General features: G+C 69.6%; 10 protein-coding genes. 5 read left to right on the forward strand and 5 right to left on the reverse strand.

The features are described 5' to 3' along the window. Nucleotides 1-47: 47 nt before the first annotated feature. Nucleotides 48-3,281, reverse strand: a complete 3,234-nt coding sequence (locus ACSYGO_RS02275) for an NACHT domain-containing protein (protein ID WP_460385611.1) — start codon at nucleotides 3,279-3,281, stop codon at nucleotides 48-50. Beyond that, nucleotides 3,278-3,610 carry a trypco2 family protein gene (locus ACSYGO_RS02280; protein WP_359500170.1) on the reverse strand — a complete coding sequence of 111 codons (333 nt, stop codon included), beginning with the start codon at nucleotides 3,608-3,610 and terminating at the stop codon, nucleotides 3,278-3,280. Before ACSYGO_RS02280 ends, ACSYGO_RS02275 begins: the two co-directional genes overlap by 4 nt. 263 nt (nucleotides 3,611-3,873) lie before the next feature. Between ACSYGO_RS02280 and ACSYGO_RS02285 the strand changes: the two genes are divergently transcribed. The 5 genes from ACSYGO_RS02285 to ACSYGO_RS02305 all read left to right on the forward strand — a co-directional run bounded on the left by ACSYGO_RS02285 (nucleotide 3,874) and on the right by ACSYGO_RS02305 (nucleotide 7,743). Continuing rightward, complete coding sequence (locus tag ACSYGO_RS02285; RefSeq protein ID WP_028801019.1) at nucleotides 3,874-4,197, forward strand: putative quinol monooxygenase; 324 nt, start codon at nucleotides 3,874-3,876, stop codon at nucleotides 4,195-4,197. Between the two features lie 194 nt (nucleotides 4,198-4,391). Next, nucleotides 4,392-4,883: a peptidylprolyl isomerase gene (locus ACSYGO_RS02290; RefSeq protein ID WP_426681360.1), complete on the forward strand. Its 492-nt coding sequence runs from the start codon at nucleotides 4,392-4,394 to the stop codon at nucleotides 4,881-4,883. 370 nt (nucleotides 4,884-5,253) lie between these two features. Beyond that, nucleotides 5,254-5,751, forward strand: a complete 498-nt coding sequence (locus ACSYGO_RS02295; protein ID WP_432176846.1) for a cupin domain-containing protein — start codon at nucleotides 5,254-5,256, stop codon at nucleotides 5,749-5,751. Between the two features lie 72 nt (nucleotides 5,752-5,823). Beyond that, nucleotides 5,824-6,552, forward strand: a complete 729-nt coding sequence (locus tag ACSYGO_RS02300) for a hypothetical protein (protein WP_460385613.1) — start codon at nucleotides 5,824-5,826, stop codon at nucleotides 6,550-6,552. A gap of 228 nt (nucleotides 6,553-6,780) precedes the next feature. After that, a complete protein-coding gene (locus ACSYGO_RS02305) occupies nucleotides 6,781-7,743 on the forward strand; it encodes an XdhC family protein (protein WP_460385614.1) in 963 nt (320 codons plus the stop codon). A 102-nt stretch (nucleotides 7,744-7,845) separates the two neighbouring features. Here ACSYGO_RS02305 and ACSYGO_RS02310 read toward each other — a convergent pair whose 3' ends face one another. From ACSYGO_RS02310 to ACSYGO_RS02320, 3 genes are all read right to left on the reverse strand, one after another. Then, on the reverse strand, nucleotides 7,846-8,469 hold the full coding sequence (locus ACSYGO_RS02310; protein ID WP_426681364.1) for a histidine phosphatase family protein: 624 nt from the start codon (nucleotides 8,467-8,469) through the stop codon (nucleotides 7,846-7,848). 149 nt (nucleotides 8,470-8,618) lie between these two features. Then, the gene (locus tag ACSYGO_RS02315; protein ID WP_460385615.1) at nucleotides 8,619-11,132 is read right to left on the reverse strand and encodes a non-ribosomal peptide synthetase; all 2,514 of its coding nucleotides are present in this window, start codon (nucleotides 11,130-11,132) and stop codon (nucleotides 8,619-8,621) included. A 37-nt stretch (nucleotides 11,133-11,169) separates the two neighbouring features. After that, nucleotides 11,170-13,875, reverse strand: coding sequence for a Pls/PosA family non-ribosomal peptide synthetase (locus ACSYGO_RS02320; protein ID WP_460385616.1), 2,706 nt, complete (start codon nucleotides 13,873-13,875; stop codon nucleotides 11,170-11,172). Nucleotides 13,876-14,056 lie beyond the last annotated feature (181 nt).

A 14,056-nucleotide genomic window follows, 5' to 3' on the forward strand; every position in this document is an offset into this window, starting at 1 on the left:
GCAGCATAGATCAGCGGTGCCCTCGGCCGGTCGTACCCGGCTTCCGCTCACTCCCAGCTGACTCGCTCTTTCGCGAAGGCGTCGATGCCCCGTATCCGTGCGTCGTTGCGTGAGAAGCCTCCCAGGCGGACGACGAGTCCCGGCAGGCGTGCCACGCTCGAGAGGTCCACCGCCGGACAGGCCACCGAGGGGGCGGTGAGGACGAGTTCGGTCAGGGCGGGGAACGCCTTCGGCAGGGTGTGCAGGTCGAAGTACTCCGGCCCCTCGGGCAGTTGGAGCGCCAGGTGAGTCACTCCGTCGTGCACCAGTGTGGCCGGGATCGTGTAGGAGCGTTCCGACTGGACGATGAGGTGGGTCAGGGCGGGCAGGCTCGTCAGTTCGGTGAGTGCCTCCACCGCGCCGGCGAAGAGCCCCAGCCAGGTCAGTCCTGTCCAGCCCGCCGTGTGTTCCGCCCAGTCGGTGGGCAGGGCCGCGAGGGCCAGTTCCGTCACGTGCGGGATGGCGGGCAGGGCGTAGCGCATCTTGTCCCGGCTCCGGCCCGTTCTGATCCAGAAGCCGGGTGTGCGGAAGACCTGATGCAATGTGGGCAGCGACGTACCGAGGCTCAGCGTGGACAGCGCCGTCGCGCGGGACAGCGGCGCCAGGGAGACGTCGTCGCCCAGCACGTTTCCCGTGACCCGGAGGTGCTGGACCCGGTGGCCGAGGGCGAATCCGGCGATGTCCTCCACGGAGTCGGCCCGCGAAACGGTAAGCCTGTCGACCTGTCCCACCACCCGTGCGTGGGTGAGCCGTTCGGCCGTGTCGATCGCCAGGGCTTCGACGTCCAGGCCGGCGAGTACGTCGTCCGCGAACTCCGCGCCGGGAAACTGGTCCCAGGCGGCGGCCAGTTGTGCGGACAGCACTTGCCGCTGGTCCCGCGGAATGTGTTTCAGGAACTGGAGCGACTCCGGGCCCGCGACCTCGCTGGCCAGGTAGACGGCGTGCAGGCACAGCAGGCCGTCCTGCCAGTCGAAGTCGCGTTGCAGAGCCGCCAGCAGATCGGGGCCCACGGCCGTGTACGGGCTGAAGTCGAAGGTCTTGGTCCCGGACTTCTTGGCCACGGTCCGAAAGGACTTGGCCACTCCGCTGATGAGGGATCGCCGGTCGTCCTCGTCCATCTGCACGGCGTAGGGGATGCAGGCCGCTGCCGCCATGCGCATCCGGGCCCGCTGCCGCCCGCCGGCGACCACTCGGAGCTTTCGGCGGAACTGCGCGACGAATTCACGGGTGTCCGCGAGGTTGCACTGACTCATCGCGAAGTGCAGGACGTCGTCCCAGGTCTCCTCCCCGGCATGCCCGGCCAATTGCCCGAACGCGCGCTGCGCCACCATGTCGGTCGCGGCGAGATAGTCCTGGAAGGTGCGGTGGCTGAAGCGCAGGCTTTCCTCGGCCGGCGCGACGAGGAGTCCGCTGCGTTGCTGCAGGGCCCTGCGGATCTCTTCGGGACTGTGCGCGCCGGCCTCGCGGCCGAGGCTGCCCAGTCGTTGCCCGACCTTCTCGTCGAAGCGGTCCTGGGTGATCTCCCGCTCCCCCTCCGTCGTGAGGTAGCCGGCCACCCAGGAGAGGATCGCACGTCGCTGGTCCACGTCCAGGTGCGGCAGCGGGTCGGGCACCTCGCGATCCGCGTCACGCAGGCCCAGCATCATGTCGATGGTGCGGGCGTACAACTCCTGGCGGAATCGCGGAAGTCGGGATCCGTGGACTTCGTGCAGCTTGCACAGCACGGCGCACAGCAGGGGTGTCGCGGCGAGTGCGGCCAGGTCGGGTGACGCGTTGATGAGTTTGTTCAGTCCCGTCTCCAGGACCGACAGACGCGTGGTGCGCCGCTCCCGTTCCTCGTCGCCCAGCCAGGACGACCTCGCGCCGAGCTTGGCCGCCTGGTGCCACTTGCGGATGAGCTCGGCACGCTGGGTCTCGTTGAGTTCGAGAAGCCTCAGCTCGACGAATCCGAGTTCCTTCGGCGGGCTCCACTGGACGAGGGCTTCGGGCCTGCCGGTGACGATGATGCGTACGGAGGGGAATTCCCTCAACAGGCCCACGATCCAGCGGAGTACGCCGTCACGGTGGGCTTCCAGCACCTCGTCCAGACCGTCGACGAGCAGCAGGGCACGGTCGTCGTCCAGGAGCCTGCGGACCCAGCCGTCCGGCGGCCGGGTTCCGGTGGCGATGCGGTTGAAGTCCAGGAAGCGGTCGGGCTCCGGGGGAATCCCGTCGAGGCCCTCCTCCTGCTTCCAGCGCGGCGCGTACATGTCGCGCAGCCTGATGAGGAACGGGACCCGGGCGTTGAACGATTCGAGGGGGCCTCTGCACGACTGGCGTGCCATCGACACGGCCAGCCATTCGAGGAGGGTGGACTTGCCCGCGCCCGGATCGCCCCGCAGCAGCATCCGGGCGTTCTTGGGTATGAGGTGTTCCACCGGCCTGGACTGATCGGTCGACGACAGCCCGAGGGAGCGCAGCCCCGCGTGCAGACTGACGTAGGCGTGCTCGATGCCGATGTCGTCCGCCAGTCCGCGCAGGCCCAGGCCGAACAGCTCGATGTGCCCGTAGCGGCGCACCACCTCGCGCCGGTAGACGTCGAGGTAGGCGGCGTCACGGGCGTCCGTCTCGGTGATGGCTCGTGTGACACGGAACACCCGGTCCGCGAACGGCACGGCCTCGAAGAAGCCTCCGATCGGAGCGGCTTCCAGCCTGGCGTGCCCCCAGCCCGCGGCATCACGCACGATGACGCCGACCAGCCAGCGACCGGCGTGGAAGACGGGAGCCCCCGACATCCCGCCCCAGGGGTGTACGCCCTGCGGCGGGTGACCGACGAGTTGCAAGGAGAGGTACCCGTGTCCTTCGGCGCTGTTCGGGGCGATCCGGAAGTCCGCCTCCAGCGGAGCCACTCCGGCGGCCGGCCGCGTCATCACCGTGGGCAGGCCGAGGGCCGAGCAGTCGTCGAAGTGCGCGTCCGCCGCCAGCTCGCTCATCTCGACCTCGGACAGATCTCCTGGTTCGGCGATCTCCTCGGCGGTCAGCAGCAGGGCGATGTCGCGTTCGACACGGACCACTTCCGCCCGGACCGTCCGCAGGCCGACCATGCGGCACACGCGCAGGTCGTCGCCCGCGACGTCCTCGACGACATGCCCCGCTGTCAGGACGACCCGGCTGTTCAGGAGATACCCGCTGCCGAGCACCCTGTCGTCCGCCGTGGTGACGGCCACGAGATGCGCGCGCCGGGGATGCCGCGCCACGGTCACCGCACGATGCGATGGCCGGCGTCGGCGGTGCCGATCTCCGGGCTGGTACCGGTGGACGCGGACAGGGGTTCGAGGTTGAGCGTGACCCGATGCGTGTGTGCCGTCGACCACCGGCCCTCGGTGTCCGCGGTGACGACCCACGCTTTGACACCGCCCTTGACGCTCTGGTCCCGGGTCAATGCGACGGTGAATTCGAGCTCGATCGGCCCGATCCGGAAACGGATGTCGGAATCGGGGTCGGCACCGGCCGCTTCGGTGATCTGGGTGCGCAGCGCTCGCACGGCGGAGACCAGGTCGATGGGCGGGCTGTCGTCGGGCTGGCGCGACATGAGCGACCAAATCTCCTGTCCATGGGAGGAGTTGACGACTGCCATCATCCTGCACCGGCTGGCCCGTGCACAGAGAGTACGGAAATCCGCTTGCCCTTCAGGAACAGCAGCAGACGAGCCTTTTCCCCGCGGCAGGAGGAACCCGGTCGCCGACTCCACGGCCGGGTCGACTGCACGGTGCCCCGCACTCGGCGTACGTTTTCCCCGGCGTTCACCGGCGGCCGGTGCCGGAGGACGACTCATCACGTACACAAGGAGCTCTTATGATCTTCATCACCGCTAAATTCCGTGTCCGCCCCGAAGACGCGGACCGGTGGCCGGAGATCGTCGCGGACTTCACGGCAGCCACCCGCGCCGAGCCCGGCTGCCAGTTCTTCGACTGGTCCAGGAGTGTCGAGGATCCGACGGAGTACGTGCTGGTCGAGGCGTTCCGCGACGACGAGGCCGGTGCGGCCCACGTCCAGTCCGACCATTTCAAGGCCGCGCAGCAGACCCTGCCGCCCCACCTGGCCGCGACACCGCGCATTGTGAACATGAACATCCCGCAGGACGACTGGTCGCTGCTCGGCGAGATGGCCGTCGACTGACATTCCCCGAGGCGAAGTGCGATCCGCGGGCCCGCAGCGACGGTACCCGAGGCACGGCCGATTCCGGCACTCGGTGCCGACCGGCCGGGTCTCAGCCCGGGTGACCTGAGTGGCGCGCGATCGTGCCGCTTACGCACCCGGCGCCCCGGCCTCATATGCTCGGGGCATCCATTCGATTCCACAGGAGCAGAGCAATGAGCCAGAACGTCTTTTTCGAGGTCACCGCTGACGGCGAGCCGCTCGGCCGCATCGAGTTCAAGCTCTTCGACGACGTCGTCCCGAAGACCGCGCAGAACTTCCGTGAGCTGGCCACCGGCAAGCACGGCTACGGCTACAAGGGCTCCCCGTTCCACCGGGTCATCCCGGACTTCATGCTGCAGGGCGGTGACTTCACCAACCAGAACGGCACCGGCGGCAAGAGCATCTACGGTGAGAAGTTCGCCGACGAGAACTTCAAGCTCAAGCACACCAAGCCGGGCCTGCTGTCCATGGCCAACGCCGGCCCGAACACCAACGGCTCGCAGTTCTTCGTCACCACCATCGTCACCAGCTGGCTGGACGGCAAGCACGTCGTGTTCGGCGAGGTCGTCGAGGGCATGGACGTGGTGAAGGCGATCGAGGCGCTCGGCAGCCGTTCCGGCAACACCTCCAAGAAGATCGTCATCTCCGACTGCGGCACCGTCTGAGGACCTGCTGCCCTGGTGAGGCAGGCAGCGGGGCCGTCGCGCCCCTGTGCCTCCTGACGTCGGCGTCCGCGGCCCCATCGTGGGCCGCGACGGACACAGCCGCCTCGGCCCCGCCACCCGGTCCTGACCGGGTGGCGGGGCCGGTCCACGTCACGAACCGCTCCGCGACGCGACGCCGCACGGCCTTCGGGCCGCGCCCGGATACGGACTGACAGGCGGTGGGCCCGACGGGTGGAACGTCGCTGCCCGAGGGCGGGAAATTGACCGGCGTTTCCCGTGCCGAATTGCACGCTCCGGCGGGTCTTTCGGCTTCATACAGTGGTGATCACAACGACGGCGCACCCGCTGCACAGCCGAAGGGAACACCACCATGACCAGCAAGAACGTCGAATTCCCGGCCCTTCTCACCCGCGCCGCACAGGCCGAGACCTCCGCCGACCCCAGCAGCGTGATGACCCTGCTGGCCGACGCCGACGGGCCGGGCGGCGGTTTCACGACGTACCGCTCCACGTTCACCGAGGGAGCCGTCGGCGCTCCCGCCCACTTCCACACCAAGGCCACGGAGCTCTTCTTCGTGATCAGTGGATCCCTTCAGGTCCTGGTGGGCGACGACATCACGATCCTCGGCGCCGGCGACTTCCTCGCCGTGCCCCCGCACACCCCGCACGCGTTCGCCGCGGCTCCCGGCTGCACCGCCGACGTGCTGTTCACCTTCACGCCCGGCATGGCCCGCTTCGACTACCTGCGGCTGCTCGGCAGCGTGATGCGTGGCGAGAGCGACCCGAAGGAGATCGCGGAGTCCTCGGAGCGTTACGACAACCACTACGTCGACAGCCCTGCCTGGCGAGACGCGCTCGCCGCGTCGTGACGGGGCGGAGCGCCCGGCGGAGGGCGCAGACCACTTGAGCAGGACCTCCAGGCGGTCCATGATTCACCCTTCGTGACGACATCGAAGCAGACGACAGCGAAGCAGCTGCTGGTCCGGGCGGCCGCCCGCAACAACGCCGAGTGGTGCGCGGTGGTGAGCCGATCGCACGGTCTGACAAGCGAGTTCGGGCAGTGCGCCTGGACCGCTCCGGCCCGCACGCCGCTGTACCACCCCGATGCGGTGACGCTGCTTCCGGACGCCGATCAGGCCGCGTTGACGGGCCGGATCGACACCGACGCGCCCGGCGCCTCCGTCAAGGACAGCTTCGCCTGCCTCGATCTGACAGGGGCCGGATTCCACGTCCTGTTCGAGGCGCAGTGGATCCACCGCCCGGCGGGTGCACCCGTGGTCGCGTCGGATCTCGTATGGGATGCGGTGGACGCCCCGGACACGCTGCGCGCCTGGGCGTCGGCATGGGACCGCGACGAGGGCGACGCCGACCTCTTCCGGCCCGAACTGCTCGCCGATCCGGCCACGTTCGTACTCGCCGGACGCTCGGCCGACGGCCACGTGCTCGCCGGAGCCGTCGCGAGCCGCAGCGCCCAGGTCGTCGGCGTCTCCAACGTCTTCGCGCTGGACGGCGGCCCTGACAGGGCCTGGCCGGGCGTTCTGGACGCGGTGCACCACCTGTTTCCCACCCTGCCGGTGGTCGGCTACGAGCACGGCGACGACCTGGCGTCCGCCGAGCGACACGGCTTCGAACCGATCGGTCCGCTGCGGATCTGGCTGCACGGCGAGTGACCGGCTTCAGGTGCGGCCCGGCCACCCGGCCTTCACTCCCCGTCCGTCGTGCCGCCGGCCGTCGCTGCGGCACAGGCGTCCACCTGCCGCGAGGCCGGGCCGAAGCGGAGGCTCGTGGCACCAGTGCTCGCTGCGACGCCAGGGGCCTCACTAGAATCCGGGGCATGGCGCCCACACCCACCAGGCGATCCCGCGGCGCCGACGCCCGGCACGAGGAAGGCCGCGACCATGCGTGAACTGGCCGACACTGCACGTCAGTGGGCGACCCAAGGCCGGACAGGCGTCCTTGCCCGTCCCCTCGCCGAGCAGGGCTTCGGCCCCCGGCACCCCGCGGACGCGCTCCTGATCGACGAGGACGGCCGGTGCCACGGCACGCTGTACCGCGGCGCGTTCGACGCGTACTTGGCGGCGGAAGCCGCTGCCCTTCCCACGGGGCACACCGCGGCTGTACGTGCGGTGTCCGTCCACGGCGACGGTGTGAAGCGAGCCGGTCTGACGTGCGGCGGACAGGCCGAGATCCTGCTGCAACCCCTCGACTCCGTTCCCGCCCGATGGTGGGACCTGCTGGCCGAGGGTGCCGACGCGGCGCTCATCACCCGGGTGGACGACAGCCGGACCATGGCCGCCAGCACGGTGACCACACCCGGGGCCCCGGGCACGCCCGACACGGACGGCCCCGCGCAGGCGGTGGTTCGCGCACGGGAGCTCCTCGCCCGCCGCAGGGCCGGCCGTGACACGCATGACGCCGAGGAAGGGCTCGTCCTCATCGAGACCTTCCCTGCCGTGCCCCATCTCGTCATCGTCGGAGGGGGCGAGCTCGCCGACCTGCTGGTCGCGCAGGCGCGCCTGCTGGGCTGGGACGTCACGGTGGAGGCCGGAGCGCGGGAGACCGTCGTCCTGCTTGCCGAGCGCCCGGCCGCCGCCTGCCTGGTCGTCCTCAGCCATGAACCGGATGTCGATGTCCCGGTCCTGTCCGCGGCGCTCACCACGGGCGTCCCGTACGTCGGTGCGCTGGGCTCGCGCCGCACCCAGGCCCGCCGTGCAGCGGAGCTGACCAAGGCCGGTCTCGGCACGGAGCACCTCGACCGCATCCACGGGCCGATCGGTCTCGACCTGGGCGCCCGCACCCCGGCCGAGACGGCTCTGGCCGTCTGCGCCGAGGTGCTGGCCACGCTGGACGGACGGGTGTGAGGCACGGATCCCTCTTACGGGGACGGATCGAGCGACACGAACCGCACGTCCGAGGTCGCACGGTCGCCGTCGACCCCGTACGCGCCACGCGGGCTCGTCGCGTCAGACGTGCGACTCGGCGGGGAAACCGGTCCACCTGAGCTCGGCGGGCAGATGACGCATGTCGTTGGAGACGAGCAGGGAGGCGGGCCGGTCCGCCGCGTAGCGGATGACGGTCAGGGCGGCGTTGGCGTGGTTGAGGCCGAGCCAGCGCCACTTGGGCGCATACATGGCCTCCCTCACGAGCCAGGCGACGAGGAAGTTGTGGGTCACGACCAGTTCGTGCCGGGGCTCGTCGCCGTCCACCGGCCCGGTGAACCGGTCGAGCGCCTGACGAGCCAGAACAGGCCCACGCTCACGCTCCTCGGCGGTGGCACCTTCGAGGAAACGGAGGAAGAAGTCGGCGTGATCCGGCGGGAGTTCGTCCCTGCCGGGCATGTAGGGGACGTAGTCGCCGGCGATCTCGGAGGAATGGAGCGGGACGTCGCTCAGCTCGTCGCCGATGAGCCGTGCCGTCTCCTCCGCCCGCGCCAGGGGGCCATGATGAACCGCGGCGAGCGGAACGTCGCGCAGCCGCCGGCCGAGCAGGGTGGCCTGTTTGCGGCCCGCTTCCGTCAGCCCGCTCTCCTCCGAGGCCGCCTCGCCGTGACGGACGAGGTAGAGGTACCGGGTGGCCGTGCCGCTCATCGAATGCTCCTCGTCCTGCCGGCGATCTTGTAGCCGGACAGACGTCGCGCGCACGGCTCCGGTTCCGTCGGGCGTTGCCGCCGGAGAGGTTCACCAGCGGACGGCGGCGAGTCGGACGCGGTCACGGACTCCCGGGCACCGCAGCCTGATCAGGCCGAGGCCACGGCTTCGGATGCCCGGCGTGTGCTGCGCTCGTCCACCACGGCGGCGAGGTCCGTGAGGACGGGGTCTGCGGTGACGTCCTTGTGGGACACCACGCGGTCCAGGGCGATGGCCAGCTTCACCGCGGAGAGGGAGGTGCCGCCGCGGTCGAAGAAGTGGTCGCGGCGTCCGATCCGCTCGCGCGGGACGCGCAGGACCTCGGCCCAGGCTGCCGCCAGCCGCCGCTCGGTCGGTGTGGCAGGTGACTCCCGGTCCTCGTCGATGGCGGCGAGGTCCGCGGCGAGCGCCACGAGCGCCTTCTTGTCGATCTTGCTGTTGGGTGTCAGGGGAAGGGCCTGGCACCAGTGAAAGGCCGAGGGGACCATGTAGGCGGGCAGCGAGTCGCCCATCCGGTCGACCACGGTCCTGGTGTCGAGGGGCTTCGGGCCGGAGTAGAAGGCGACCAAGTGCGTGCTCCGGTCGGCGCGTTCGGTCACCACCACCGCGCCGTCGCGCACGCCGGGGACGCGGAGCAGTGCGTTCTCGATCTCGCCGATCTCGATCCGGAATCCGCGGATCTTGACCTGGGCGTCGCGGCGGCCGAGGAACTCCAGCTTCCCCGAAGGGTGCCAGCGGCCGTGGTCGCCGCCGAGGTAGAGCCGGGTGTCCGCACGATACGGGTCGGCGAGGTAGGCCGCCCGGGTGCGTTCGGGGTCGTTGATGTAGCCGCGGCCGACACAGACCCCGGAGAACGCGATCAGGCCCGGGGCGCCCAGCGGCACCGGAATCAGGTGTTCGTCGACGATGTGGACGCGTACGTTGTTCACCGGGGGACCGAGCAGGATGCGGTCCGGCGCCTCACGCATGACCTCGTGGTTCGTGTCGTCCGAGGTCTCGGTGAGCCCGTACGCGTTGACCAGTGCGATGCCGGGCTGGGCGGTGAACCAGCGTGCGGCGAGATCCTGCTTCAACGCCTCTCCGGTGACCGACACGTACCGAAGGCCGGGCAGCGTACGGGGGCGCTGTTCGAGCTCGGTCAGAACCGCTTCGAGGTAGGACGGTACGACCTGGAGGACGGTGACCTCGCCGCCGGCGACGGTGTCGAGGAAGCGGGGGACGTCGAGAACGGCGTCCTGTTCGACCAGCAGGGTCCGGCCGCCGACGAGCAGCGCCGAGATCAACTGCCACAGGGAGATGTCGAAACACTGCGGTGCGGTCTGGGCCACCACCTGCCCTTCGCCGATCTCGAGGTCGTCGATCTTGGCGTAGAGGTGGTTGAGCATGCCCGCGTGTTCGCACATCGCGCCTTTCGGCTCGCCGGTCGAGCCGGAGGTGAAGTAGATGTAGGCGAGTTGGTCGGGCCGTACGGGGAGGCCTGGATCGTTGTCGCCGTGGTCCTCTTCGTAAGCGGTGGCAACGAGGACCCGCTCGGCCCCGGGCAAGGTGTCGAGTGCCCGGTCGAGCATGGTGGTGCTTCCGGGTTCGGTCAGCACGAGGCGGCATTCGGCGCGGGAGAGCATGGCGGCGATGCGTTCGGCGGGGAAGTGCGGCTCGACCGGAAGGTAGACGCCTCCGGCCTTGAAGACGGCGATCACCGCGGCGAGCCAGTCCAGGTTGCGTTCGGTCACCACCGCGACGACGCCTTCCCGGGTCAGTCCGCGGGCCAGCAGGGCGCGTGCCAGCCGGTTCGCGCGCGTGTTGAGCTCCAGGTAGGTCCACTGACGGTCGCCGTGCACGGCTGCGACGGCATCCGGATGCTCGCGCACCCGCTGCTCGAACAGCTCGTGCACCGCCGCATCGGGCAACTCCCGCTCCGGTCCTGCCAGTCCGTCGAGCTGGTAGCGCAGTTCCTGGCCGGACAGCAGGCACTGGTGTGCGTGTCGGGCGTCGGGGTCGGCGACCAGAAGCGCGAGCGCGGTCAGGTGATAGCCGGCGATGCGGGCGGCGCAGGCGGCGTCGAGCGCGTCGGTGCGGTAGCGCAGACGCAGGACGTGGCCACCGTCGTGGTGGCCGACCCCCACCCGCAGGACGGTGCCCTCGGTGAGGTCGCCGTCGATCGCGGTCGGATCGAGAATGGTCTCGAACAGCGTTCCGGTCAGGCCCAGTTCGTCCCGCAGAGCATCGAGGCACTCGGCTGCGTCCTGCTGGTGGGACAGCACGTCCGCGACGATGTCCTGGGCGTGGTGCAGCAGTTCGCGCCAGCTCGCGAGACCGGCGGTGAGCCGGCAAGGCACCGGACCGCTTCCCGCGGCCACATAGCCGGTGGTGATCTCCCGCTCACCGGACAGTGCCGTGAGCACCTTGGCGTGCGCTGCCAGCAGGAGCGCGCTGAGCGGCACCGCCGAATCGCTCGCCAGCTTCCGCAGTCCGCTCATGGTGGCGTCGGGTACCGGTGTCTCGTACTCCCCCACTCCGGTCCGCGGCTCGAGGGCCCCGCGAGGCAGGGGGGTGAGGTTGCCGGACGTCAGAACCCTGCGCCAGTAGTCGCGGTCGGCCTGGGTGCGGTTCACCTGCGTTGTCATCGGAGTCTCCGTCAGTTCGGTTACGGCGGGGGCGGGTTCAGACGCCGCGGCCCGGGATGGCATGGGGGGTATCGGCTCGTCGGCGGCCCTCGGGACGGGGGTGGCCGTCTGGCATCTCCCGGGCCGGATTGCCTCCCCACCGAGCGTGGGCTGGGACTTCCTCGCCCTTCATGAGGAAGGAGTCGGGAGCGAGTACGGCGCCGTCGTCGACGCTCACGCCGTAGTGGACGAAGGCTCCGACCCCCAAGGTGCAGCCGCTGCCGAGGGCGCTGCGATCGGACTTGAAGGCGCCGTCCTCCTGCGAGTGGCACTGGATCACGGTCCCGGCGTTCAGCGTGCTGTCGTCGCCGACGGTGACGAGGGTGCGCTCCGGGAAGAAACAGCCGTCGTCGAAGACCCGCTTGCCGATCCGGGCACCCAGCAGCCGCCAGATCACGTTCTTGAAGGGGGTGCCGTTGAAGGCTTCGATGTAGTGGACCGAGGCCATCTTCCAGAAGCGTTCATGGCGCCAGAAGGAGGGCTCGTAGATCGAGCAGTACAGCGGCTTCTGGTCCTTGAATCCGGTGGAAGCCCGTTCGATCAGAGCGAAGTGGACGACGGTGAACGCGAGGATGACGACGCCGGCCAGCCCGACGACCGGCGCACCGAGCACGGGGTAGAGGTCGGCCGCACCCATGGTGATGAGCGTGATCACGAAGAAGTGCAGGAAACGCGCCAGCAGATACAGGCCGGCGGTAGCGGCGTTGTGCCTGTTCTTGGCGGCCAGGCGGCGGCGCAGCTCGTCGCCGGTCTGCAGGTGGCCGAACTGGTTGTCCCGCACCACCGTGCGCGGGATCTCGAAGCTGGGCGAGCCCAGCAGGCCCACGCCTTCGCGGACCGGTCCGTCGATGGGGACCATGACCTTCGTGGCGAGCAGACAGTTGTCGCCGGTCCTGCCCTGCGACGGGTAGGTGATGCGGTTTCCGAGGAAGTTGCGGGGTCCGATGGATGTGCGGGACACGCGGAAGGACGTGTTCGACAGATCGACGTTCATGATCGACAGCCCGTCGGCGATCATGGTGCCGGTGCCGACGGAGCTCAGATAGGGGTTGTCGTGCCGCACTTCGGTGCCGAAGTTCGACCCGGTCTGCTCCACGTGGGAGAGGTCGTATCCGAGGTAGCGCAGGTAGTGGACGATGGCGGAACTGTCGCCGAAGAGCGTGGTGAAGAGCTTCCTGTTGGTGATCAGCTCGATCGCCCGCTGGATGCCGTAGTGGAATCCGTACAACGGATAGACCGTGCCCGGCCTGATGGCACGGTTGAGCAGGCGCGGCACGATGCCCACGGCGACGAGGCCGGCCAGCAGGGAGCTGAAGAACACGATCAGGGACACGGCCAGGGCGTAGGTGTAGAACTCCGGGCTGGTGAAGCCGACTTGCTGAGCGGCGAGGAGTTCACGCAGTTGCGGGGCGCCGGCGAACAGGAGGCTCAGGCCGCCGAGCGCGAGGGGCAGGTACACCGTCAGCAGAGTCAGGAGCTGCACGACTCCGTAGGTGGTCCTCTTCGTCGCGGGGCGGTCGGCGGGATCGACCGTCCGGTAGTCCACGTCGGTGGGCTGCGCGGGCGAACCGTGCCAACGCTCACCGGGGGGCACGACCTGGCCGGAGTGCAGGGAGGAGGCGTGGCCCAGCTGAGTGCCGTCGCCCATCGAGGTCTCGATGTCGAGCACGGTGTGCTCGCTGACGAGCACGTCGCTGCCGAGGCTGACCGGGCCGGTCTGGATCACGCCGGCGTGAGCGCGGTAGCAGGACAGGAGCACGTCCTTGCGGACGACGGTGCCGTCCCCGACGGTGAGCAGGTCGGTGCAGACGGGTGTCGACCGGGTGAGGATCGTGACGCCCTTGCCGATGCGCGCGCCGAGGGCCCTGAGGTAGAGCACGTAGAGCGGCGAGCCGACGAAGAGGCGCAGGGGGCTGGTGCGGATCAGGGTCTTGACGATCCAGAAGCGCAGATAGGCGGTGCCCCACAGGGGGAATGCGCCGGATCGCCAACGGCCGACGAGCGTCCATTTGGCCGCGATCGGGACGGCGCACAGGCCCAGGAAGGTCAGCACGGCGAAGAGCACCGACCGCAGATAGATGTCGGGCAGACCCGACCCCGCGGAGATCCACTCGTATCCCTCCGCGGCGACGAGCGCGGCGAGGCAGGAGTGGCCCAGGAAGAACAGGAACTGGAGTGCTCCGCAGAGGACATAGCGCCGTGTGGCGGCCGCTCCCCTCGTCTCGGGCAGCGCGGGGGCGGCGGTCGGCGTCCGCGGCGGTGTCGGCGCCTCGGTATCCGTGGCCGACGTCACCGTATCCACGGGCGACGCGTGTGCCGGATCCGCGGGTGACGTCTGCGCGGGATCCGCGGGTGACGTCTGTGCGGGTGGGACCGGGGCAGGGACGGGCGCAGGCGTGATGTCGGCCGACGCGCCGGCCAGGCTCCGGAGGGTGGGGTGCCGGTAGATGTCCTTCATCGACACCGTCGGCAGGTCCGCCCGTTTCCGGACCCGTGCGCAGAACTGGGCCATGACCAGGGAGTCGGCTCCCAGGTCGTGGAAGAAGTGGCTGTCGGCCGGCACCTGCTCGACGCGCAGGACGCCCGCGAGCACCTCGGCCAACAGCCCCGCGGTGGCGGCGACCGGGCCGGTGTCCCCTCTGCCCTGGACGGTCGCGACACCGGCCGGATCGGCCGTCAAGACCTCGACGGATTTCCCTGACACATGAGCTCCCTGGGGATGTTTCGGCGAATGCCGATCGGTTGGCGCGAATTCGTCACGCCCGCCTTTCCAGTAGGCCCGGCCAGGCCATTTCTGTCCCGCCCCTGAATGTCGGATCTTGACAGGAAATATTGACCTTGATATTGCGAGGTATTCGGCCGCCATTTTTTGCACATGCCCTACG

It is taken from the genome of Streptomyces krungchingensis (genome assembly GCF_054729265.1).